Consider the following 23390-nt stretch of genomic DNA (forward strand, 5'->3'; position numbering starts at 1 on the left):
AGAACATCATGAGCACACCAGACACCGCCAATAAAAAACGCATTTTAACAGGCATTACCACGACAGGCATTCCCCACCTAGGCAACTATGTCGGCTCAATTCGCCCTGCCATTAAAGCCGCGAACGAAGCAATCGCTCGTGGTGATGGCGATGCGTTTTTTTTCTTGGCGGATTTTCATGCTCTAATCAAATGCTTTGACCCTGACGAAATTCATCGCTCCACTCGAGCAATCGCTGCCACTTGGCTAGCTTGTGGTCTTGACCCACAAGCAGTTACGTTTTATCGCCAATCAGACATACCAGAAATCCCAGAGCTGGCTTGGATTTTAAATTGTTCATGTGCCAAGGGTTTGATGAACCGTGCCCACGCCTACAAGTCGGCGGTTGATATGAACACAACCAAACCAGACACCGACCCTGATTTTGGTATTAGCATGGGTTTATTTAGCTACCCTGTACTGATGGCTGCCGATATTTTAATGTTTAATGCCACACATGTCCCTGTTGGCAAAGACCAAATTCAACACATTGAGATGGCACGAGACATCGCAGGGACATTTAACTTTAAATACAAGCCAATTTTTACCGAGCCTTGTGCTGTCGTTGATGAAGATACACCGCTTTTGACAGGGCTTGATGGTCGCAAAATGAGCAAAAGCTATGGCAATACCATTCCACTATTTGGCGATGGCAATCCACAAATTGACCCCAAAAAAGCTCTTCGTAAGGCCGTCATGCAAATTGTTACTAATAGCCAAGCACCCGACGAGCCAAAAGACCCCGACAGTTGCACAATTTTTGAGATTTATCGAGCTTTTGCTACCAAAGATGAAATTGCAGCATTGGCAGACAGATACCGCCAAGGCATTGGCTGGGGTGAAGCTAAAGAGATTTTATTTAATAAAATTGATGGCGAAATCGCACCATTTAGAGAGCGTTATAATCACTTGATGACAAACCCAAAAGAGCTTGAAGAAATTCTTCAAATGGGTGCACAAAAAGCACGCCGAGAAAGCAGTAAACGCCTAGAAAAAGTAAGAAAAGCCATCGGTATTAAGCCTTTGGCAAAATTAAAATAATCATAAAGCCGCAACCTAACCGTCCACTTTGGGCATTGTCTGCCTAATGATAGATTGCTTGGGTGCACGCATTAATACCAGTTAATATGGGTTTTGCCTTATTTTGTCAAATTTAACCGTTCGTCTGTACGATACTTCCGTAGAAAATCTGCCAGAAGATCTCTACATACCGCCACAAGCTTTTGCAATTTGGCTTGAGCAGTTTGCAGGTCCGCTGGATTTTTTGTTATACCTTGTCAAAAAGAACAATTTTGACTTAACCGAAACAGCTATCTTACCTATCACAGAGCAGTATCTAAGCTACATTAGCGACTTAGATGAGGCTTATTTTGAGCTTGCAGGCGATTATCTACTCATGGCAAGTACTTTAATCGCCATTAAAAGTGAGCTACTTTTACCATCTGCTCACATCACCGATGATGAGTTAAACCCAAAAGCAAGACTAATAAGACGGCTTGAAGATTATGCCCAAATTAAAGAAGCAGCACATCGCTTAGATAAGCTTATTCGCCTTGAGCGTGATGTCTTTTTAGCATTTACAAGTCTGCCAAGCACTGAGGCTATGCAAGCTCAATTGCCAAATTACTCGCCAGAAATTCTCGTAGATAGCCTTGTAACCATGCAAATCAAGCCTATCAGTCAAACACACGTCGTACAAATCGATCAAGTTCCACTGCCAGAACGCATTGCTAAGATTAGCCGAATATTAAGCGAAAAAGGCTTTGCGACATTTGATGAGTTATTAGATAAAAACCAAGGCAAGATTGGCGTTGTGGTGAGCTTTGTTGCTGTATTAGAACTGATTAAGCGTGGGCTTATCGGCTTTGATGAGACGCTCACCGATAGCTTTGATGATGAAAGTGCAGATGAGTATGCCTTACAAGTTATAGAAAATAAACCCCATAAGAACTCATTGTCAACTACTCATAATATAGGTAAAGAGCTAACTAAACAGACACTTTATTGGTTACATTAGACTTAAATAACTATGCAAACTTTCATCCCTACCAAAAACACCCCTGTTAGCGAAACAGACCGTCAAGAGCTACTCAACTCCCATGCTACCTGCGAGGCACTGAGTCGCTACATCGAGGTGCTACTGCACGCAAGCGAAACACCGCTCACCGACACAGACCTAAAAAAACATCTGTCTATGAGTCATGATGAACTGCAAATGGCACTCATCATCTTAGAAGAGCGTATGGCAAATAGCGTGCTGGCACTTAGTAAGACAGCAAGCGGTTACCGCCTACAAATCAAAGACAGCTACTCACGACTTATTCAACAAATTTTCCCAGAACGCTTAGACAATCTTAGCCAAGCCCTACTAGAAACCCTAAGCGTCATCGCCTATAAGCAGCCTGTTACACGGGCAGATATTGAGCAAGTGCGTGGCGTGAGCGTATCTAGTAACATCTTAAGACAGCTGTTTGATAAAGGGTGGATTATAGAAAAAGGGCATAAAGACACCATTGGCCGCCCTGCTCTTTTACATACGACCGCTGCTTTTTTAGATGCGTTTGGCTTGGCAAGTCTTGAAGAGTTACCCAAACTACCTGACTTGGCAAGTCTTAAAGTAGATGGCTAAACAAGTAGCCTAACACACCAAAATATGCTATATTAATAATAGCAATTAACTATTCTCACCACATTGTGAAATGTTATTTTCCATCATACAGGATATCTTATGAATAACACCCCTATTAACGATACTCTAACAGAAGAGATCAACAGTCGCCCTATTGGTGATAAACTCCAAAAACTACTCGCCCAAGCGGGTTTAGGCTCTCGCCGTCAGCTTGAAGAAATCATCAAAGCAGGACGCATTTCTATTAATGGTACCATTGCTAGCCTTGGTGATCGTGCCACTCCCCAAGATGAAGTGCGTGTGGATGGGCGATTGGTTCGCCTAAAAGCGGAGCGTGAGAAACGCCGCCGTGTCATCGCCTACTATAAGCCAGAAGGCGAAATCTCATCAGCGTCCGACCCAGAAGGTCGCCCAACCGTCTTTGACCGCCTGCCCAAGCTCACAGGCGACAGATGGGTGATGGTTGGTCGCCTTGACATCAACTCATCAGGACTGCTGTTGTTTACCAACGATGGCGAGCTTGCTCATCGTCTTATGCACCCATCTAGCGAGATTACTCGTGAATATGCCGTGCGTGTGCTTGGTGAAGTTAGCCCCCAAATCGCCAAAAATCTCACCCAAGGCGTAGAGCTTGAAGATGGCATGGCAAAATTTGACGACATCAAAGAAGGCGGTGGCACAGGCGTGAACAAATGGTATCACGTTAGCATTAAAGAAGGTCGCAAGCGTGAAGTTCGCCGTATGTTTGAATCCCAAGAACTCAAAGTCTCACGCCTAATTCGTACTCGCTACGGCACAGTCATTCTGCCAAAAGAGCTACGCACAGGACGCTTTCTTGAACTTGATGCCAAAGAGATTGGCAAACTCATTGAGACAGTCGGACTAAGGCCACGTCAAGGTACAGGACTTAACACCACCACCAAAGAAAAACAAGCTCGTATCCACAAAAAACCGCTCAAATCCCGTGAAGTTCGCCGTCAAAAACACGAACGGCACGAACGTGAAGAAAAACTCAAAAACCGTATGGGACAAAAACGCACGTCTAATTTTAAAAACGCACGTTTTACCAAAGTATGATTAAAAAAATATGATTAAAAATGATAACAAACACCCAAATTTTGGGTGTTTTTTGTTTGGGTGGTCATGATGGATTTATAACCTTTTTTTGATAAGAGCGTTTTATTGTACAATAAAGACAATCGCCATAATCTCATTGAACATCACTTATCTCCTAAGTCAAATGTATACATCTCACCACAGCCACACTCACATTATCTAGCTCGGCAATAGTCCGCTTTTTTAATGCGGTAAAAATCTGAATTAGCCAATCTTTTAATGACATATTGGTTGGTAATGGCGGAAAATCATCAAACTCACCACAAAGACCATCACTACACAATAGTAATACTTCATTCTCTTTTAATTTTAATGACATTGAGCTTGCCAAATGTGTCTCATCATCACCTGTCAAATTATCCACACAAAAATATCCCATTAATCCACCATAAAAACTGGCATATTCTTGATTAGAATCAACAGCATATGTTTTGGCAAGTTCATTAAAAACGGTATGGTCTTTGGTGAGACATCGCCACGCCTGCCCATCATAATGATAAGCTCGACTATCACCCAGATGCTTGATGGTCAAACCATCGCCATCGCCATAAGCACATACCAATGTGCTACCACCGTCATCGCATACGCCCGCCAGCTTGTCATTTAATTCATTTTGCAACTTGGCAAAATCTACCATACCGTGTGCCTTATAGGCAGTTTTAAGCAAAGTAAGTAAAGTGCGAGCGGTGCGTGCCGAATGCGGACTTGTGGATACGCCGTCCGCTATCGCCACACAGCATTGGCTCGTGATGATTTGGCGACTGATTACGCCTTGATGTTGATACACTTTGGGATAAATCAACAAAGCATCTTGTTGATACGCCCTGCCACCACGCCAAGTAAAGCCTTGAATTTGGTAACTCATCGTTACTCCAAATAACAACCCATCAAAAACGAACAATTTTTGATGGGCAAATGATCATACTCTATTGATTTATCGCTTTAATTTAAAATCCACGTTTGGTTTTATATTCACGCAAAATCTCACCAATTCTAGGGGCAAATTTAGCAATATATTCATCGGACAATCCCACTGAACCGCTCGGATGTGGTAGTGTTACCGTTCTACAATGTTCAAAATCTTGGAAAATCACTCGAAATTTCGCACCAGAAGTTTCAGCGGTTTCCACCACTCGCTCGCCAAGCTGTTTACCCAGCACCGCTTCAATTTTTGGCAAATTTTCCGCACGATTGATAAAATCGGAATTTTTACTGCCCATAAACAATATCACGCTTGGCTCTAACGCCTGTAAAAATTCCACAAATCCATCGATACCCGCCGCAATTTCTTCATAATCTTCCACTCGATTGGCTTGGGTGTTTGAAAGATTGGTTTGCATAATGCTTTTTGTAAAATCATCACCCAAACCATCTCGGTCCATGCGATGACCCCAAAGCTCAAACCATTTGATAATACGATTGTCATAAGGGACTTTTAGAGCTTTCTCGCCCAAAAATGGTGTTTTATTGGCAAAAGTAAATTGCAAATCTTTTGGATTGGCTTGTACTTCGTCTGTAGCTGCCTGCTGTTCGTACTTTGCATCCGCTTTCGACTCGCCATATTCATAACCACAAATTACAAGTCCGTGTTTGTCATTTAAACCTTTAAAAAGGCTATTACCTAGATTTAAATTTTCGTGCATAATTTTTCTCCTAATCAATTCTCACACAAAAAGACCAAAGCCCACGTCATCGTGATTATATCAAAAAAAAACGGTTCAACAAACCCAAAATACAACTTACCCAAGCCTTTTTAATATTTTAAATCCACCCCAAATTTTGCTATAATGGGGGGGGTACAAAACCTGATAACAATTTTTACAAATTAGAAATGTTTAAGCAATAAAGTGGGTTTTTTGCGTCAAAAGCTCGTTTGATAGAATGATTATCAAATTTCACTTTTTCCTTGAAAAACATACGATTTGCCCTATTTTTCATTGCAAATATAAAAGTTCAACACGCCCCAGCCAAAAAAACAGCCAAATGATTATAAGCAAAAGCCTAACCAACCTAAAACCACGCCACTACAAAGACAATTATCCATCGCCAAAACTTCCCTAAACATCGGTAAAAATTGGGCAAAAAGTGGCGTGTCTAGTCTATTTTTATCCAAAGAAGCGCGACAAATCCAAAAACACTCTTTATTACAAGAACAAGCCAATTATTTAATCGCAGAATTGGGCAAGCCCAAAGGCTCAGTGGTCAAAGTCGAGCAGATGCTTGCGTTATATGGCGAGCATTTTTTACCAAAAGAAGTCTTAAACGCCCTGCACACGCTCTAACAGCTTTTTGGCAAAACCTTTATCAAATTTATAACTTTTTAGATAACGATAAACCTGTGCAATTTGGCTATCACCATTCACATCTTGACCGCCAAAAATCTGCTGTAATTCATGGCTTAAATCCGCTCGATGCTCAAATTCAAGTTTTAGGTTAAATTCATGCTTTAACACCGATAATAGCAAAAACAATGTCGTCAGTCGCTGTTGTTCGTCAATGACTTCAAATTCATTATCTTTATCTTTACGCTGTTTTACGGTCAAATTACCGATATGGTAATTCTTGCTTGTATCATCGTTGCTTTTATGCTTGGGGCGGATTTTTTTTTGACGCTTAAATAATTTCTCTGCTTTTTTTACTTGACAAAATCACCAAATTCTGTACCCAAATACCCCCAAAATCATGTTACAAAAAAGTTTTAAAAGGTGGAACTTGCGTCAAGCCTTATCATATCTAGCCTAGGGAATTTTCTTAAAAAATGAATCACACCCCCATTAAAAATACAAGTAGATTTTGTAGAAATTTTAGGCTATATTGTGCCAAAATTTAGCAAAAGCACTATATCTTGTGATGATAATACAGTTTAGCCTATGATGGTAACTGCTTGAAATGTAATAAGTTTTGGTGCGATTTAAGATTTGGCTGAGAACTGATGGGTGAATGTGATGACCAATACAGATAAAATTAAAGTAACCAAGCGTGATGGTAGAGCAGAAGAGATTAACCTTGATAAAATCCATAAGGTGATCACATGGGCTGCCCAAGGTCTGGATAATGTATCTGTATCTCAAGTTGAGCTTAGATCGCACATTCAGTTTTATGAAGGTATCGCAACCAAAGATATTCATGAAACCATCATTAAAGCGGCAGCTGATCTAATTTCAGTAGACACGCCTGATTATCAGTATTTAGCTGCACGTCTAGCTATTTTTCATTTGCGTAAGATTGCTTATGGTCAGTACGAGCCGCCCCACCTACTAGACCATGTCAAAAAGCTGACAAAGGCGGGCAAGTACGATGAGCATATTCTTACTGATTACACCCAAGATGAGTTTGATGAGCTTGGTGCATACATTGACCACAGCCGTGATTTAAATCTTGCTTATGCAGCTGTTGAGCAAATGATGGGGAAATATCTCGTCCAAGACCGTGTTACCAAAACTGTCTTTGAAAGCCCACAGTTTTTATACATGCTTGTTGGCATGTGCTTATTTGCAAACTATGATAAAAACACTCGCTTAGATTATGTAAAGCGTTTTTATGATGCGACATCTAACTTTTACATCTCATTACCCACTCCCATCATGTCAGGCGTACGCACTCCGACTCGTCAGTTTAGCTCATGCGTGCTGATTGAGTGTGGAGATAGCCTAGATAGCATTAATGCGACCACCTCCGCCATCGTGCGTTATGTGTCTCAAAGAGCAGGTATTGGGGTCAATGCTGGTGCAATCCGTGCATTAGGCAGCCCTATTCGTGGCGGCGAAGCACAGCACACAGGCTGCATTCCGTTTTTTAAGATGTTTCAAGCTGCCGTCAAATCCTGCTCGCAAGGCGGTGTGCGTGGCGGTGCTGCAACCTTATTTTATCCAATGTGGCATTTAGAAGTTGAAAACCTACTCGTGCTTAAAAATAACCGTGGTGTGGAAGATAACCGTGTTCGTCATATGGATTATGGCGTACAGATTAATAAGACCATGTACCAACGCTTAATTAAAAACGAAAATATCACCCTATTTTCGCCATCGGACGTGCCAGGCTTATATGATGCGTTTTTTGCCAACCAAGATGAATTTGAACGCTTGTACACGCTTTATGAAAATGACAAAAACGTCCGTAAGCGTCAAGTAAATGCCAGAGAGCTGTTTAGCTCAATGCTACAAGAGCGTGCCAGCACAGGGCGTATCTATATTCAGAACGTGGATCACTGCAATACACACAGCCCATTTGACCCAAGTGTCGCCCCTGTTCGTCAGTCAAACTTATGTATGGAAATTGCCCTACCAACTAAGCCGCTTGACAATATCAATGATGTAAATGGTGAAATCGCCCTATGCACGTTGTCTGCGATAAACTTAGGCAAGATTCAAAGTCTAGATGATATAAAAGAGCCAGCAGAGCTGATTGTGCGTGCCTTAGATGCCCTGCTTGATTATCAAGACTACCCTGTACTTGCCGCCAAAAACAGTAGTCTTAACCGCCGTACACTTGGCGTGGGTGTGATTAATTTTGCCTATTATCTTGCCAAAAATGGCACGCGTTATTCAGATACTGCCGCCTTAGGTTTAACGCATCGCACTTTTGAGGCTTTACAGTACCACCTACTTTGTGCATCTGTAAAGCTTGCCAAAGAACGTGGCAAATGCCCACTGTTTCATGAGACCACATACAGTCAAGGTATCTTGCCTATTGATACCTATAAATCTGACTTAGATACCATCTGCCATGAGCCTTTACATCTTGATTGGGAGCATTTGCGTTCTGAGATTATCACGCATGGACTGCGCAACTCAACACTATCTGCATTAATGCCGTCTGAGACATCAAGTCAGATTGCCAATGCAACCAATGGTATTGAACCGCCGCGGGGCCTAGTGTCTGTTAAGCAATCTAAAGATGGCATTTTAAAGCAAGTTGTTCCTGATATTGAAAAACTGGCAAGCTCTTATGAGTTACTTTGGCAAATGCCTGACAACAGCGGTTATCTTAGATTAGTTGGTATTATGCAAAAATTCATTGATCAAAGCATCTCTGCTAATACAAACTATGACCCATCTAAGTTTGAAGGCGGTCGAGTGCCAATGAAAGTAATGATAAGCGACTTACTCACCGCTTATAAATTGGGTATAAAAACCCTATACTACCATAACACTCGTGATGGAGCAGACGATTCTCATGAAGATTTAGATGATGGTTGTGCAGGTGGTGCTTGCAAGTTGTAAGCATTTAGCATTGTTGAGTAAAACATTTATTGTTATAATAACTTTTTTATTTCATATTAGGAAAACAACATGAACATTCAAGCACTGATGCAACAAGCCCAAGCTATGCAAAAACAAGTTGAAAAAAACGTCGAATCTGCCAAAGCAAGCTTAGCCACCAAAGAAGTTCACAGCGAATCAGGTAATGGGCTTGTCAAGGTTACCATGACAGGTCGCCATGTGGTTAAAAGAATCAGCATTGACCCAAGCCTTATGGAAGATGAGCCTGATATGATTGAAGATTTGGTTGCAGCTGCCATCAATGACGCTGTTCGCCAAGCTGATGAGCTTTATGAATCTGTTATGGCAAATGCCACAGGCAGCATGGGTTTGCCAAAGGGTATGCAAGGCTTATTTGGCTAATCATTCATGCTAACCCCAAAATTTGATCAGCTGGTTAAACAGCTGCAAATCCTACCAAGCGTTGGGCAAAAATCAGCCCAACGCATGGCACTATCTTTACTCACCAAAAAACGTGAGCAAGGTGTAATACTCGCCCATGCCTTACAAGTTGCTATGAGCGAAATCAAAGAATGTCAAACTTGCCATTCGTTTAGTGATGATGATATCTGCCCAATTTGCAGTGATACTCGGCGTAATGATGAGCAGCTTTGTGTTGTAGAAAGTGCCGCTGACGTCATGGCAATCGAACAAAGTGGTGCTTATCGTGGTCGTTATTTTGTCTTGGGCGGTCATCTATCGCCTTTAGATGGTATTAATGCAGAAGATTTGCACATTGATGAGCTGATAACTCGGCTAAAAAATACTGCCATCAGTGAGTTAATTTTAGCGACAGGGGCAACTGTTGAAGGTCAAACAACTGCCTTTTTTATCAGCGATATTGCACGCACTCACGTCCAAAAAATCACTCGCTTAGCCCAAGGCATACCTATGGGGGGTGAGCTTGAGTATGTGGATAGTCTAACGCTACACCAAGCCCTACAAAACCGTGCCTTCATCTAATATCTAAGACACTAGCCATGCACCACCAAAATTTTGCAACCCCCCAACAAAGTCGCTTTGATTTCCCAAAGGCAACCTTAGCTGATCATCACGCCTTAAAAGAGTTGCCTGTAAAATGGGTTAAAACTGCCGATGAGCTATACCAACTGATCGATGAAATCGATGGTGTTGATGTTATCGCCTTAGATACTGAATTTATCAAACGCACTACTTATTATCCCATTTTAGCCCTAATCCAAGTTAATACAGGTAGTGCCATTTATCTTATTGACGCACCCAAGCTTGATTTGCGTGAGTTTTGGGAAGCTTTAATAGAAGTGCCGACCATGGTATGGTATGCCTGTGGGGAAGATTTAGGCATCTTTTATCTATTAGCAGACTGCCCGCCACTAACGAATGTCTTTGATGTACAAATTGGCATCTCTTATCTGACAGGTAAACTGCAAGTTGGCTATGCTCAAGCGATTAATGAAGTGCTGGGTATCGATTTGGATAAGGCACAAAGCCAGTCTGATTGGCTCGTGCGTCCGCTTACTAAAGAGCAAGAGCAATATGCTGCCAACGATGTACGTTATTTATTAGCACTGTATGGTGAAGTAAAAAAACACCTAAAACTAACCCAAGTGCTAGATTATGTCATAGAAGATAGCAATCTATACGCCCATGAGTTACATCAAACTGCTAACATAAAAGATAGCGATTTATACCTAGAATTTAGCGTGCCGACATACACGCCGCACCAGATTGGAGCTTTACAGCTACTTGTGGCTTGGCGAGAGTCGTTAGCACGTTCAATCAATGAGCCAAGAACCTTTATCATTGGCAGACAGCCTTTGCGTGAGATTATTGACACCATGCCAAAAACCATCAAGGCACTGGCACGCACCACCATTAATCGAGCATCCTTGCGTAAATATGGCGACGAAATCATTCGCATCATTAAGACAGCAAGCACCTTGCCTGTTGATAGCCTACCCATCATGCCACCGCCAACTTACCGCAGTAAAGAAAAAACCTTCAAAAAACCGTTAGACCAAGCCATTGAAGCATACAGCCAAGCCATCAATGTACCGCCTAATCTGATACTTAAAGGACGCTGGATTAACGAGCTATTAAACTTAGTCGCTTTTGACCTGCCAAAAGAACAGCTATCCAAGGGCTTACAAGGCTATCGCCATGCTTGGGTGGTTGATGTGGTAATCCCACTCTTACAAGAGCATAAGGCTCAAATCATCTCAGGTTTTGAGTGTGGGACGATAAGTTAAGTAAAATCAGGAAAGCATGGGATTATTATTGAGATGGCATGGCCCTATGTGTTATATTAGCAATTTTTACGCCCTATCTCCATGAAACATACCGCTACTTTGCTTGCCGATATGGCAGCCAAACTTGATCAAAACACTGCCTTTAAAGACGCTGCACAAGATGAGATTGACGCCTTGCACGCCAAAATCGCTAAAGAGCTGGCAGATGACAGTCATACAGCATCAAACTTAGCTGATGTACAGCTGTCTTTAAGCGATTATTTAGAATCGGTTAAAATGGTGATTGATGATATGTTTAATCACGACGTTTGGGTGCAAGCTGAAGTCCGATCAATCAACAGTAAAGGTGGGCATTACTATTTTGAATTAGCCCAAAAAGACGATTCAGGTAAAATCATCGCTAGCACCAAGGCGACTTTATGGAAAAATCGTGCAAGCCTTGTTATTCATAAATTTATCAATCAAACAGGTAGAGAGCTAGAAGCAGGTGCAAGCATCTTAATAAAAGCGTCCGCTAAGTTTCATACTCAATACGGCTTTAGCATAAGTATCAGCGACATCGACCCCACTTATACACTAGGGGAGCTTGCCATCGCTTATAACGCCATGCTTAAACGCCTGACAGAAGAAGGATTAACCACGCTTAATAAAAGCCTGCCTATGCCGCTTGACATCAAAAATGTCATCGTGGTCGCTCCAGAAAATGCCGCAGGATTGGGGGATTTTCGTGCTGAAGCTGACCGACTTCAGGCGGCTAATGCCTGTCAGTTTTATTATCATCATGCCACTTTTCAAGGAAATCACGCACCCCAAGAAATCCGCCTTGCTCTTAGCGGTGCTGTGCGTAACTTCATTAACATTCATGGGCATAAGCCAGACTTAATCGTTATTATTCGTGGTGGTGGTGCAGTTGGCGATTTGGCTTATCTCAACGATTATGAGCTTGCCGCCCTACTTGCTGAACAGCCTGTTCCTGTATGGGTTGGCATAGGGCATGAGCGTGACACGGTAATTTTAGATGAAGTGGCACATACTCGCTTTGATACACCATCTAAGGTGATTTTTGGTATTCAAAATCACCTTGTCGCCGTCATGACAGCTGCCAAATCCTTTATGAATAAGACGCAGCAAATTACCCAAAAGCAGCTAAATCACGCCAGCCAGACCAATCAAGCAAATCTAAAACGTGTGCAATTTGCCGCCAATAAATCGCTAAATCTTGCCAAAAAAGACAGTGAGTACGCCATTAAACATACCGAACTACTCTCTCGTCACGCCCTAAAAACAAGCTTTGATGATATTCACACCAAATACCAAACTTGTCGTTTAGGGGCTTTTACTCAGCTTGAGACCGCCAAAAAGCACATTCATCATTATCGCCAAACTCATCAAAAGCTTCAATCTAAACTTTTTGCAATCGCCCAAGAATGTCGCCATTTACAAAGCCTAATTCTCATTCAGCATCCTAGACGCACTCTAGAAAAAGGCTATGCGATAGTACGTACCAAGCAAGGATTAATTATAGATAATGTAAATACATCTTTACAAAGCGACCGTCTTACTATTGAATTTGCAGATGGTAAAATTTGTGCTAAACCCATTGATAAAGTCACTTAAGGATAATCATGACTGTTTTTTCTGCTCAAAACGCCAAAGACATTGCCAGCAGTCGCTATACTTGCAAGGCATACGACCCTAATAAACCGCTTAATGATGATACAATCAAGCAACTACTTGAGACTTTAAGACTCTCACCATCATCAATTAACATTCAGCCGTGGCGTTTTTTAGTAGCAGATAACGCTACTGCTAAAGTCAAAATCTGCCAAAGCATGATAGGCAATGGTGAGCATAATGTCGCTAAAGTTATGAATGCTTCTCACGTTTTGGTGCTGTGCACCAAGACATCTTTAGACACAAGGCATCTTGATAATGTATTACATGCTGAACATAAAGCAGGACGTTTTAGCTCAAATGAAGCGATGACAGCTCGTAAACAGCATTGTATGACGTACTTACAACCCCTACAGCAAGACCCAAAAAAGCTTTTTATATGGAGCGAGCAACAAACCTTTATCGCTTTAGGTCATTTTTTATTTGCTGCCCAAATAGCAGGCGTAGCAGCCACGCCAATTGGTGGATTTAATGTCCAGATTTTAAATGACATCTTACACTTGGCAGATCGCCATTTGACAAGTTCAGTTATCGTTGCCTTGGGCTATCCTAGTAAAGATGAGCCAAATCAGCATCTACCAAAAGCACGATTAGATGCCGATCAAGTCATCGAATTTATCTAAACCTTGCATATTTCAACACGATTAAAGATACTGACATGAATACTGACTTTTTTGATGAGAAGCTAAAACGCCTACTCATAGAGTTTTTACAAAACCGCACCACAAAACCAAGCACAATTGACCCTGATGTGCTTGCCTATCGCTGGGTTGGTGGCAAACTTGGCCATCTTCAGGCTATGGAAGTGCACTTTACTCATTCATTAGATGATCTGCTCGGCATTGATACCCAAAAACATAAAATTATCGCCAATACTGAACAGTTTTTGGCAGGATTTCCTGCCAATCATGTACTCATGACAGGGGCTCGTGGCACTGGAAAATCTTCTATTGTGCGTGCTTTATTACACCGATACCACAAACAAGGCTTAAGAATTATTGAAGTGGCAAGAGAAGATCTACTTCACCTAGAAAAGATACGCCACACTATTTTGCAGCACAACCCTTATCATCGCTACATCATCTACTGTGATGATTTAGCGTTTAGCAGCCAAGATGAAAGTTACCGCAGCCTAAAAAGCGTGCTAGATGGCTCGCTTGGTAGTGATCAAGACCGTCTGCTTATCTATGCAACAAGCAATCGTCGTCATCTTTTGCCACAGCTTATGAAAGATAACCAAAATATTTATAATGGTCAAACTGATGAGATTAATCCGTTTGAGCAAATTGATGAGACCGTATCACTCTCGGATCGCTTTGGCTTATGGTTATCATTTTACTCAATAGATCAACAAACCTACCTAGATATCGTTAAAAATAATTTGAATAAACACCATATTATACTGACAGATGAAGCAAAAGCCAGCGCCTTAAGATGGGCAAGTGAGCGTGGCGGCAGATCTGGGCGAGTCGCAGAGCAGTTTGCACGGCATTACATCGGTCAAAAGCTGCTAAATGATAGCATAAGCTAAACCAATAACACTAATGGTTTAGCCTGATGATACACTAAGTGCTTTAGATCATCTAACTATGCAAGCACTGAGTTCTTAAAAAAGCACCTATGCCATGCCAAGCACTAAGACACTAGACACACTAAACTTACAAACATCACCGCATTTTGCACAGGGCTTTGGATGCCTAGCCCAAAGACTATCTTATTTTTTAATTTACAACTAACTTAACGCAGCGGCTATCTTACTTAACCAAATCACAGCTACGGGATAATTTTTATACCAATTAGGCATGACTCATCGGTAAAGTAGCATAGCTAATTATCCAAGAGTCATAAACTGGCATTGACAAGGCAGATTTACTGGGTTTACAATAAGAACGATTTTTATTTCAGAATTTACCGATTAAACAAGGATCTTTATGAAGAGTGCTTTTACATTTAGTGCGTTATTTGCCACAACACTTGCCTTAACTGCCTGCCAAAAGCCTGCCGAACAAGCCACTGATGCAACTGATACAACCACTCAAGCCCAAGAAACCCCAATTGCTGCAACCACTACAGACTTATCTGCTGAAACTGCAGAATACAAGGCTTGGGTGCAATCTGAAATTGACGACTTTGTGGCACAAACAGAAGCATTCGTCGCCCTGCTGAATGAAGGAAAGCTCGAAGAAGCTAAGGCTTTATATCCTAAGGCACGCCTGCATTTTGAACGTAGTGAACCCATTGCTGAAAGCTTTGGTGACCTTGATCCACGCATTGACAATCGTGAAGCCGACTTACAAGCAGGCGAGAACTGGACAGGTTATCATGCCATCGAAAAGATTCTATGGGTGCAAAATACAACGGACGGTACTAAAGAGCTTGGCAAGCAGCTTATCTTTGATGCAAAAGAGTTAAAAGCAAAAATCCCAACTGCTGAAGTAACAGGCGAGATGATGGTTCAAGGTGCAGTTGATTTATTAAATGAAGTTTCAACCAGTAAAATCACTGGTGAAGAAGAAATTTTCTCAAAAACTGATTTATATGACTTTCAGGCAAACATTGACGGAGCTTATAAGATTTTTGAAATTCTAACTCCAAAACTTAACGCCAAAGACCCTGCCTTGGTTCAGACGCTGAAAGAACAATTTGCCAATGTGAATGCCCTGCTTGATAAGCACAAAGTTGGCACAGAAGATTATAAGCCCTATACCCAATTAACAGCCGAAGACACCAAAGAGCTTGCTGAAGCCGTTAATAAGCTTGGTGAACCCCTTGCTCAAATGGGCATCGTACTCCAATAATATGTGATATTTTAGATTAGCACCGTATGGCTTTTTTGGTCAGCGGTGTTTTTTATTTAAGGATGTGTTATGACCATTCACTCTCGCCGTGCATTTTTAGGTAAAATGGGTGCCGTCTCATTAACCGCTCCATTTTTGGGAGCGTGCCACCAAAGCCAATCAAGTCAAAATAACACCGACAATTCAAGCAAATCCACCAAAAACTGCCTAGCAGATCATACTTTTGAATTTTATGGTGAGCACCAAGCAGGCATCACTACCCCAAGCCAACGTCATATTTATTTTTTGGTGGCTGATTTGCACACCACTGACCTAGAGACGATAAAAACGGTCTTTAAAAATTGGACAGCATACAGTGAAAAACTTACCCAAGGGCAAAACATTCAAGCATACGGCGATAATGCTCATGTACCACCCATAGATACAGGTGAAGCAGACAGTCTATCAGCCTATGGCTTGACGCTTACCTTTGGTGTGTCTCGCTCATTTTTGGAAAAATTGGGGTTACACAATAAAATCCCTGCCGATTTTTCTGAGCTGCCAAGTTTTCCAAGAGATCAAATTAAGCCAAATTTATCAGGTGGTGATATCTGCATACAGGCATGTAGCGATGATGCACAAGTGGCGTTTCATGCGGTGCGTCAGTTGGTGCGTCAAGCACGAAATGCCATCACTATGAAATGGTCTCAGTCAGGCTTTACCAGCTATGATACAGCAGATGAAACACCACGCAATTTATTTGGTTTTAAAGACGGCACAGCGAACACTGCAACATTAAAAGAGCCTAATAAGCACCTATGGGTAGATAGCGGCTGGCTTAAAAACGGCACTTATCTGGTCGCTAGAGTCATACAAATGCATCTAGAAACATGGGATAGAACCAGCTTAAACGGACAAAATGAAACCTTTGGGCGGATTCGTAACAGCGGTGCAGCGATGGGTCAGTTGCATGAGTTTGATCCTGTTGATGTTACCAAAAAGGATGAAAATGGCAATGTTGTCATGCCTGCCATCTCGCATACAGCACTTGCCAATAGGAGTGGCTTGCAGATTTTACGCCGTTCATATTCGTACAGCTCAGGAATCGTACCCAATACAGGGCAATTTGATGCAGGCTTATTATTCATCTCTTTTCAAAAAACTCCCATGCAATTTGTCGGCATTCAGACTGCTTTAGGCCGAGTGGATAAAATGAATGAGTACATCACACACATTGGGAGTGGTCTTTTTGCCTGTTTTGGCGGCATTAAAAAAGGCGAATATCTAGGGCAAGCACTATTTGAAAACTAAGCTTTTATTAAAATCAAAAACACCCTATTATAAGAGAAAAATTATGTTGCGTCGTTTTATTCTACCATTAGTATTAAGCCTTAGTGCATCAAATATAGCAATTGCCACACCCGCTAAGATTACTTATACCGAGCCGTCAAGCATAACAGCGGATACAGCCACCAAGACAAAAATAAATTTTAGCCCTGTCTTTGTCTTACTCTCTGATGCAATGACCGCTACCCAAAATAATGATACAAAAACTGCCTTAGCTCAATTATCCAAGCTTGAGACATCCTTTCATCAGCTCACCAAACATCTGCCAAGTACTGATTTAATCTTTGTTTTAGATGCCATCACTAAGGCAAAAATCAATCCAAATACCGACACCTTAAACCAACTATCTGTCGCCCTTTACGCATTAGAAAAACAAACCAACCCTGTGGATTATACAGCAGAGCGTACTACTTTTAAGCGCAAAGTTATGCCTGCTTTTGAGCAGCTTTGGCAGGCGTCAACTCAATTTAATGGTACAGATACCACTAATCTGCGTCAAAGTTATGATAACTTTAATCGCACATGGGCAGCCAATGAACGTGTGGTGCGAAACACAAGTCAAGGGCATTATGGTAAGATTGAGACTGCGATGTCACTCATACGAGTGTCGATCGAAAGTACGCCGCCCAACCATCAACAAATCATCGATCAGCTTGCCATCTTAAAACAAAACTTAGATGGGTTTAATGCAGGCGAAAGTAAAAAAGCTCAATTAAGCACAGCGACTTTAGACGAAGGAATTGCTCTACTACAAGATGGCTTAACCGCCTTTGAATCTAATGACATTAAAACAGCTCAAGCCAAACTGAACGAATTTTTGACAATATGGCCGAGCATAGAAGGCGATGTCAGCACAAGAAACCCCAAGCTGTATAACGACATTGAAAGCCAAATTCCCATCATTACCGCACATGGCGATACCACCATAAACCAAAACAAGTTAGCATCCCTTATTAGCCAGCTAAAAACCATCGATTCCACTCAAGCCTACTCTTGGGTTGATGCTATGCTTGTCTTACTTAGAGAAGGATTAGAAGCCCTACTTATTATTATGGCACTGATTTTAGCGTTAACGGCAAGTGCTACCCATACCAATCGCCAAAATATCACCAAAGGTAAAATCGCTGTCTTTTTGGGTGTTATTTTAGGGATGTCATCAAGCGTGCTTGGGGCATATCTATTAACTGCCTATCTACCGAGTGTGGGTAGTGGTGCTAGTCGCGAAGCCATGGAAGGTGTCATTGGAATCATTGCTGTGGTCTTTATGATTGGTATCGGTGCTTGGCTACATAGTAAATCGAGTGTACAATCTTGGAATGCTTTTATCACCAAACACACCAAAAAAGCCTTAAGCACAGGCGGTCTTTTATCCTTGTTTGGATTGGCGTTTTTGTCGGTATTTCGTGAAGGTGCAGAGACGATTTTATTTTATGCAGGCATATTGCCAAACATTAGCACAGCCAACTTCCTTACAGGCATTGGTTTGGCGGTATTACTGCTGGTAGTCGCTGGCATCATTATGCTAAAAACATCTATCCGATTGCCTATTCCCACGCTCTTTAGAATCTTAACATGGGTCATTTACGCCCTTGGCTTTAAAATGCTTGGCGTAAGCATCTTAGCATTACAGCTGACCAATCACATCACTCAAACCATACTAAGACTACCCGCTATCTCTGCTATTGGTTTTTATCCAAGTATTCAGGGTATTATCGCTCAAGCTTTGTACATCATAGTGATTATTGCTATGAATTATTACATTAAAAAACGCCCTTAACCACCAAATAAAAAGCACCGAAAAATAACGGTGCTTTTTATTATTAGCTTAATTTAAGCCTTGTATGGATCACGCAAAACGATTGTCTCATCACGATCAGGACCTGTTGAGATGATATCCACAGGGCAACCAGTAAGTTCTTCAATGCGTTTAATGTACGCTTTAGCAGCTTCTGGCAAGTCGTCAAATCGAGTAATACCAACGGTAGATTCACTCCACCCTGCCATGGTTTCAAACACAGGCGTTACTTTTTCATAGTATTCAGCATCGTATGCTCCTGCACACTCACCCGCTGGCGTCTGATAGTTGGTGCAGATCTTAATTTCATCAAGACCGTCAAGAACATCAAGTTTGGTTAGGCAAATGCCACTCATAGAGTTTAGCACAACAGCACGACGTAACGCCACTGCATCAAACCAGCCACAACGTCTAGCACGTCCTGTGGTTGCTCCAAACTCATGCCCAACTTTCGCTAAATGAGCACCCACATCATCAAATAATTCGGTAGGGAATGGTCCGCTACCCACACGGGTGGTGTACGCCTTTGTGATGCCTAACACATAGTCAAAATATAACGGTCCTAAGCCTGTACCTGTCGCCACACCACCTGCAGTGGTATTTGAACTGGTGACAAATGGATATGTACCATGATCGATATCTAGTAATGTGCCTTGAGCCCCTTCAAACATTAGGTTCTCACCCGCTTGACGACGGCTTTCTAGCTCATTTGTCACATCCACAACCAAATCTTTTAGTTCAGCTGCCCACGCTTGACATAATGCCAATGTCTCATCAAAATCCACAGCATCTACTTTATAATACTGCGTTAATGCAAAGTTATGATACTCAAGCAGGCTTGCTAACTTTTCTGATAAATCGTTACGAAATAGATCAGCGACTTTTAAGGCACGGCGTGCTACTTTATCTTCATAAGCAGGGCCGATACCACGTCCTGTTGTGCCGATTTTATCATTACCACGCTTAATCTCACGGGCTTGGTCTAAGGCGGTGTGGTAAGGCATAATAAGCGGACAAGCAGGCGAGATACGCAGACGTTCACGCACAGGCACACCACTATCCATCAAGCCTTTCATTTCTTTTAGTAATGCGTCAGGTGCAAGCACCACGCCATTACCAATAAAGCAAGTAACGCCCTCACGCAAGATACCTGATGGTATTAAGTGCAACACTGTTTTTTTGCCATTAACCACAAGTGTATGACCTGCGTTATGACCGCCTTGGAAGCGTGCTACCGCTGCTGCCTTCTCAGTTAGCAAATCAACGATTTTGCCTTTTCCTTCATCACCCCATTGGCTGCCAAGTACGACAACATTCTTGCCCATATCAATTTCCTCGTTTGAAATAAAAGGGTTAAATAATCACATCTATAAAGTTAATCATCGCCCGATAAGCGGACTGCCCACTCACCAAGCGACTCATCAAAGTGCAATACACCATCAATGTGCTCTGGCTTATCATCAGCAGACAGTGGCTTAATGACGATACAACCTTCGTCTTGCAGGGTTTTAATTTGCACCTCTAAGTCTATTTGTCTTAACTCATCTGCTGCTATAAGCTCATCATAATCTACCCAAATTACGGTATCTTCTTGAAGCTCGATAAACTCAAGCAGACGGTTAATATCCATACTAAAGCCTGTCGCTTGGCGATGTGCATTCGCACAAAAGCGACCGCCACGCACCAAGGCTTGGGTCTGAGTGGCATCCGAGCAAGTTAAATAGGCATTAAAGACAATGCCTGTGTGATAGTGATAGCCTGACAACTCTGTGCAGTCCACGCTAACACTCATGCCCGCTTGATCAATATGAGCGACAAGATTTGCCACCTCGCCTGCTGCCTTGACGATATCTATATCTGCGGCTGCCACAGGTGATAGTTTTTGTAGTAGGTTTTGTGCATTTGGCGTGTCGTCCATTGATAATGTATGCTTTGCTAAGACGATAAAATCATTGCCACCAGTCAAATCGCTACATAACACTTGAAGCTGTGGTAAGTCTTTTTTGGTGTAGCATGCCATCAGCTGTGAAATTGATTTCTCACTAAGTTTATGTAGCTGACATAATCTTTGGAAAATAGCGACATGCCCGATATCCACATGCAAATCACTTCTTGCCATACCGATATGATCCATTAGCGTGCCAAGCAGATCAATCAATGATTTTTCAGCAGCAATGTCTTTGACACCAAAAATCTCCGCCCCAAGCTGAAGTGGTGTTCTTAGCCCAAATAGTCCAGTTGGTAAAGTTTTTACCACCTGCCCCACATAGCAGTAGCGACTAATACCAACGCCATGCTGAGCATCAATACGGGTAATTTGTGGGGTAATATCGGCACGCACGCCCATCAAGCGTCCTGTCATCTGATCGATGATTTTGAAGGTTTGGCGTTTTAATTCTTCATCAGCAGCACCAAGTAAGGTCTCTGTATACTCAATTAATGGGGGTGATACCAAACGATAGCCGTGAGCTGTCAGCACAAATAACAGTGCGTCTCGCAAACTTTCTTGTTTTTGGGCGTCTTTAAAAAGGATGTCAGCTACGCCATCAGGCAAAAGCCAATTGCGTGCCGTGCTAGAATCTAATGTGCTAGACAAAACGAACCTCTGTTAATCACGGTTTAAAATCAATCTATTCATGAAAAAACAGAAAAAGTAAATTCGCGTTGTTTTTTCGGGTGTAGTGTATCATTAATTCCATCATCAGACTAGGCTCAATTATAAAAAATTTTAAAATTTATAGCCATTTAGCAGTACTAAATAATGTTTTAATGCAATTGGGCGTGAAAAAAGCATGAAACATTGTTATAATACCCAATTTTAACCCTTAGCGTGGAGATGGTATGAAAACACAGCAAGACCCAGACACTTACCGCCATCTTACGTCAGATATCGACCTACATGACACACCACCAAAATCCCATCTGGCAGAACTTGACGAAGAACAAAACTTGCGTGTAGACAACGACGAACACGAAGATGGCGATCACGACGAGCGTGAAGAAGAGCTTAGCCTACCAGACAACCAAGACAGCTACATCTACGGCGACGCTGACGCCACCGATGAAGACACCATTGAGACGATGACGGTTTACGACCCTGATGCCGATCGTTTTGAAGACTTTGAAGAAAATTCTGGTGATAACGAAACAGTCGTCTGCTACGCCTACTCTCGTAAGACAGGCGAACCATTAGAGCAGTTGGCTATTGATGAAGTGAGCCGTGCTTTAACTAATAACAACCAATTTATTTGGCTTGGGTTATATGATCCAAGTTTTGAGACCGTTCAAGAAGTTCAAGACGCATTTGACCTGCATGAGCTTGCTTTAGAAGATGCGTTTGCCGACCATCAGCGTCCAAAGGTTGAAAACTACGGCAACGATACCATTTTTGTCGTCGTACGTACCGCTAAGCTTGAAGACAATCAGATCCGCTATGGCACGACAGCTATTTTCATGGGTAAAAACTTCATCATCACCGTGCGACGTGGTGCATCCAACTCCTATACGCCTGTGCGTGAACACTACCATCGCCGACCAGAACGCTTACGACTGGGCCCAGTGTTCGTATTGCACGCCCTATTAGACTTTATTGTGGATAATTACTTGCCGATTACAGACCGACTTGGCAACTACTTGCGTGAACAAGAACGTAACATCTTCTCGTATGAATTTAGTAAATCCACCCTAAAAAGTCTTTATGAGTTAAAATCGCAATTGGTTCATATGCGTGCTGTGATTTTACCCGTCCAAGATGTGTGTAATTTTTTTATCAATCATAACAACAAAAACGAGCTTACGCTTGGCTTTCCTGCTACCGCTAAGCCTTATTTTCGTGACGTAAACGACCATTTGCTCCGCTCAATCGATGCTCTAAATGGTCTAAATGAGATGCTATCACTGGCGATGGATACTTATATGGCAATGGTAACCATGGGACAAAACGACGTGGTTCGAAAGCTGGCTGCATGGGCAGGTATCGCTGCTGTGCCGACTGCGGTGGCAGGCATTTATGGCATGAACTTTGATGTGATGCCAGAGCTGCATTGGCAATATGGGTATTTTATGGTGGTGGGGTTTGTACTGATTGTGTGCTTTTATCTGCATTATAAATTCAGAAAAGCAGGCTGGTTATAAGCGGGTTTATATAACCTGCATCACTTAGCGTGCAATCGTGTGGTTTGGTGTACGGATAGTAGCTTTTTTTTGGCGAGCTGTTTATTTTGCTATTTATCACTCCACAAAGCTTAACTTAAATTACAAAGATTGGGGGGTTTATAAACACCCCTTAGCCATGTACCATATCAAAAATCAGCCAACTTTGACCAGTAAATCGCTTGGCAAAAGCCCACCCAATGACCATTTATTCCATTCACCTTATTTCATCAACCTAACATCTTGACACTTACAGCTTTACTCTGTACTTATAAATTTATACCTTTAAATAAGTCTTCACCCTTAAAATTTAGATAGCAAAATAAAATCATCCATAAAAGCATTTATAAGACCATGTCACCCATTTGTTTTT

Annotated in this window: 21 protein-coding genes; 16 read left to right on the plus strand and 5 right to left on the minus strand. The window is 42.0% G+C overall.

The features are described 5' to 3' along the window. The first annotated feature begins 8 nt into the window (after window positions 1-8). The 4 genes from trpS (at window position 9) to rluB (ending at window position 3744) form a co-directional block, all read left to right on the plus strand. Complete coding sequence (gene trpS / locus LU293_RS00515; RefSeq protein ID WP_242747910.1) at window positions 9-1079, plus strand: tryptophan--tRNA ligase; 1071 nt, start codon at window positions 9-11, stop codon at window positions 1077-1079. A gap of 103 nt (window positions 1080-1182) precedes the next feature. Beyond that, window positions 1183-2055: a segregation and condensation protein A gene (locus LU293_RS00520; RefSeq protein ID WP_242747912.1), complete on the plus strand. Its 873-nt coding sequence runs from the start codon at window positions 1183-1185 to the stop codon at window positions 2053-2055. Window positions 2056-2067: 12 nt separating this feature from the next. After that, window positions 2068-2667 carry an SMC-Scp complex subunit ScpB gene (scpB, locus tag LU293_RS00525; RefSeq protein WP_242747914.1) on the plus strand — a complete coding sequence of 200 codons (600 nt, stop codon included), beginning with the start codon at window positions 2068-2070 and terminating at the stop codon, window positions 2665-2667. 153 nt (window positions 2668-2820) lie between these two features. After that, entirely contained in the window at window positions 2821-3744 is a 924-nt protein-coding gene (gene rluB, locus LU293_RS00530) for a 23S rRNA pseudouridine(2605) synthase RluB (RefSeq protein WP_375540372.1), read from the plus strand. A 154-nt stretch (window positions 3745-3898) separates the two neighbouring features. Here rluB and LU293_RS00535 read toward each other — a convergent pair whose 3' ends face one another. Together LU293_RS00535 and LU293_RS00540 are read right to left on the minus strand one after the other, a co-directional pair. Next, on the minus strand, window positions 3899-4648 hold the full coding sequence (locus LU293_RS00535) for a PP2C family protein-serine/threonine phosphatase (protein ID WP_242747918.1): 750 nt from the start codon (window positions 4646-4648) through the stop codon (window positions 3899-3901). 82 nt (window positions 4649-4730) lie between these two features. Next, on the minus strand, window positions 4731-5426 hold the full coding sequence (locus tag LU293_RS00540) for a hypothetical protein (protein ID WP_242747920.1): 696 nt from the start codon (window positions 5424-5426) through the stop codon (window positions 4731-4733). A 447-nt stretch (window positions 5427-5873) separates the two neighbouring features. Here LU293_RS00540 and LU293_RS00545 point away from each other — a divergent pair, with 447 nt between their 5' ends. Continuing rightward, complete coding sequence (locus LU293_RS00545; RefSeq protein WP_242747922.1) at window positions 5874-6065, plus strand: hypothetical protein; 192 nt, start codon at window positions 5874-5876, stop codon at window positions 6063-6065. Here the strand turns inward: LU293_RS00545 and LU293_RS00550 are convergent. Continuing rightward, window positions 6042-6383 carry a DUF262 domain-containing protein gene (locus LU293_RS00550; RefSeq protein WP_256462132.1) on the minus strand — a complete coding sequence of 114 codons (342 nt, stop codon included), beginning with the start codon at window positions 6381-6383 and terminating at the stop codon, window positions 6042-6044. The two genes, LU293_RS00545 and LU293_RS00550, sit on opposite strands and share 24 nt — an antisense overlap. 345 nt (window positions 6384-6728) lie before the next feature. On the opposite strand from LU293_RS00550, the gene nrdA reads away from it, so the two are divergent. The 10 genes from nrdA to LU293_RS00600 all read left to right on the plus strand — a co-directional run bounded on the left by nrdA (window position 6729) and on the right by LU293_RS00600 (window position 18847). Beyond that, window positions 6729-9005: a class 1a ribonucleoside-diphosphate reductase subunit alpha gene (gene nrdA, locus LU293_RS00555; protein ID WP_242747925.1), complete on the plus strand. Its 2277-nt coding sequence runs from the start codon at window positions 6729-6731 to the stop codon at window positions 9003-9005. A 69-nt stretch (window positions 9006-9074) separates the two neighbouring features. Then, window positions 9075-9407, plus strand: a complete 333-nt coding sequence (locus tag LU293_RS00560) for a YbaB/EbfC family nucleoid-associated protein (protein WP_242747926.1) — start codon at window positions 9075-9077, stop codon at window positions 9405-9407. A 6-nt stretch (window positions 9408-9413) separates the two neighbouring features. Next, window positions 9414-10007 (plus strand): recombination mediator RecR, encoded by a 594-nt coding sequence (gene recR / locus LU293_RS00565; protein WP_242747928.1) that lies wholly within the window; start codon window positions 9414-9416, stop codon window positions 10005-10007. Between the two features lie 17 nt (window positions 10008-10024). Further along, window positions 10025-11272 (plus strand): ribonuclease D, encoded by a 1248-nt coding sequence (locus tag LU293_RS00570; protein ID WP_242747930.1) that lies wholly within the window; start codon window positions 10025-10027, stop codon window positions 11270-11272. Window positions 11273-11353: 81 nt separating this feature from the next. Continuing rightward, complete coding sequence (gene xseA, locus LU293_RS00575; protein WP_242747932.1) at window positions 11354-12889, plus strand: exodeoxyribonuclease VII large subunit; 1536 nt, start codon at window positions 11354-11356, stop codon at window positions 12887-12889. Window positions 12890-12897: 8 nt separating this feature from the next. Next, window positions 12898-13569, plus strand: coding sequence for an oxygen-insensitive NAD(P)H nitroreductase (gene nfsB, locus LU293_RS00580; RefSeq protein WP_242747934.1), 672 nt, complete (start codon window positions 12898-12900; stop codon window positions 13567-13569). A 35-nt stretch (window positions 13570-13604) separates the two neighbouring features. Then, window positions 13605-14477 carry an ATP-binding protein gene (locus LU293_RS00585; protein WP_242747936.1) on the plus strand — a complete coding sequence of 291 codons (873 nt, stop codon included), beginning with the start codon at window positions 13605-13607 and terminating at the stop codon, window positions 14475-14477. Between the two features lie 400 nt (window positions 14478-14877). Continuing rightward, the gene (gene efeO / locus LU293_RS00590; RefSeq protein ID WP_242747938.1) at window positions 14878-15744 is read left to right on the plus strand and encodes an iron uptake system protein EfeO; all 867 of its coding nucleotides are present in this window, start codon (window positions 14878-14880) and stop codon (window positions 15742-15744) included. 69 nt (window positions 15745-15813) lie between these two features. Next, on the plus strand, window positions 15814-17034 hold the full coding sequence (efeB, locus tag LU293_RS00595; protein WP_242747940.1) for an iron uptake transporter deferrochelatase/peroxidase subunit: 1221 nt from the start codon (window positions 15814-15816) through the stop codon (window positions 17032-17034). A 43-nt stretch (window positions 17035-17077) separates the two neighbouring features. Beyond that, the gene (locus tag LU293_RS00600) at window positions 17078-18847 is read left to right on the plus strand and encodes an FTR1 family iron permease (RefSeq protein WP_242747942.1); all 1770 of its coding nucleotides are present in this window, start codon (window positions 17078-17080) and stop codon (window positions 18845-18847) included. 53 nt (window positions 18848-18900) lie between these two features. Here LU293_RS00600 and LU293_RS00605 read toward each other — a convergent pair whose 3' ends face one another. Next, window positions 18901-20190: an adenylosuccinate synthase gene (locus LU293_RS00605; protein ID WP_242747944.1), complete on the minus strand. Its 1290-nt coding sequence runs from the start codon at window positions 20188-20190 to the stop codon at window positions 18901-18903. Window positions 20191-20240: 50 nt separating this feature from the next. Continuing rightward, window positions 20241-21461 carry an ATP phosphoribosyltransferase regulatory subunit gene (locus LU293_RS00610; RefSeq protein WP_242747946.1) on the minus strand — a complete coding sequence of 407 codons (1221 nt, stop codon included), beginning with the start codon at window positions 21459-21461 and terminating at the stop codon, window positions 20241-20243. 245 nt (window positions 21462-21706) lie between these two features. Between LU293_RS00610 and corA the strand changes: the two genes are divergently transcribed. Then, window positions 21707-22999: a magnesium/cobalt transporter CorA gene (gene corA / locus LU293_RS00615; protein ID WP_242747948.1), complete on the plus strand. Its 1293-nt coding sequence runs from the start codon at window positions 21707-21709 to the stop codon at window positions 22997-22999. Window positions 23000-23390 lie beyond the last annotated feature (391 nt).

It is taken from the genome of Moraxella nasovis (genome assembly GCF_022701215.1).
In the GTDB taxonomy this organism is placed as follows: Bacteria; Pseudomonadota; Gammaproteobacteria; order Pseudomonadales; family Moraxellaceae; genus Moraxella; species Moraxella nasovis.

Bases quoted from the DNA above. Each gene is read 5' to 3' on its own strand.
- recR (WP_242747928.1), top strand. From the start codon at position 9,414: ATGCTAACCCCAAAATTTGATCAGCTGGTTAAACAGCTGCAAATCCTA.
- LU293_RS00560 (WP_242747926.1), top strand. From the start codon at position 9,075: ATGAACATTCAAGCACTGATGCAACAAGCCCAAGCTATGCAAAAACAA.
- nrdA (WP_242747925.1), top strand. From the start codon at position 6,729: ATGACCAATACAGATAAAATTAAAGTAACCAAGCGTGATGGTAGAGCA.
- scpB (WP_242747914.1), top strand. From the start codon at position 2,068: ATGCAAACTTTCATCCCTACCAAAAACACCCCTGTTAGCGAAACAGAC.
- efeB (WP_242747940.1), top strand. From the start codon at position 15,814: ATGACCATTCACTCTCGCCGTGCATTTTTAGGTAAAATGGGTGCCGTC.
- LU293_RS00535 (WP_242747918.1), bottom strand. From the start codon at position 4,648: ATGAGTTACCAAATTCAAGGCTTTACTTGGCGTGGTGGCAGGGCGTAT.
- trpS (WP_242747910.1), top strand. From the start codon at position 9: ATGAGCACACCAGACACCGCCAATAAAAAACGCATTTTAACAGGCATT.
- LU293_RS00585 (WP_242747936.1), top strand. From the start codon at position 13,605: ATGAATACTGACTTTTTTGATGAGAAGCTAAAACGCCTACTCATAGAG.
- nfsB (WP_242747934.1), top strand. From the start codon at position 12,898: ATGACTGTTTTTTCTGCTCAAAACGCCAAAGACATTGCCAGCAGTCGC.
- efeO (WP_242747938.1), top strand. From the start codon at position 14,878: ATGAAGAGTGCTTTTACATTTAGTGCGTTATTTGCCACAACACTTGCC.
- LU293_RS00605 (WP_242747944.1), bottom strand. From the start codon at position 20,190: ATGGGCAAGAATGTTGTCGTACTTGGCAGCCAATGGGGTGATGAAGGA.
- LU293_RS00540 (WP_242747920.1), bottom strand. From the start codon at position 5,426: ATGCACGAAAATTTAAATCTAGGTAATAGCCTTTTTAAAGGTTTAAAT.
- corA (WP_242747948.1), top strand. From the start codon at position 21,707: ATGAAAACACAGCAAGACCCAGACACTTACCGCCATCTTACGTCAGAT.
- LU293_RS00600 (WP_242747942.1), top strand. From the start codon at position 17,078: ATGTTGCGTCGTTTTATTCTACCATTAGTATTAAGCCTTAGTGCATCA.
- LU293_RS00570 (WP_242747930.1), top strand. From the start codon at position 10,025: ATGCACCACCAAAATTTTGCAACCCCCCAACAAAGTCGCTTTGATTTC.
- xseA (WP_242747932.1), top strand. From the start codon at position 11,354: ATGAAACATACCGCTACTTTGCTTGCCGATATGGCAGCCAAACTTGAT.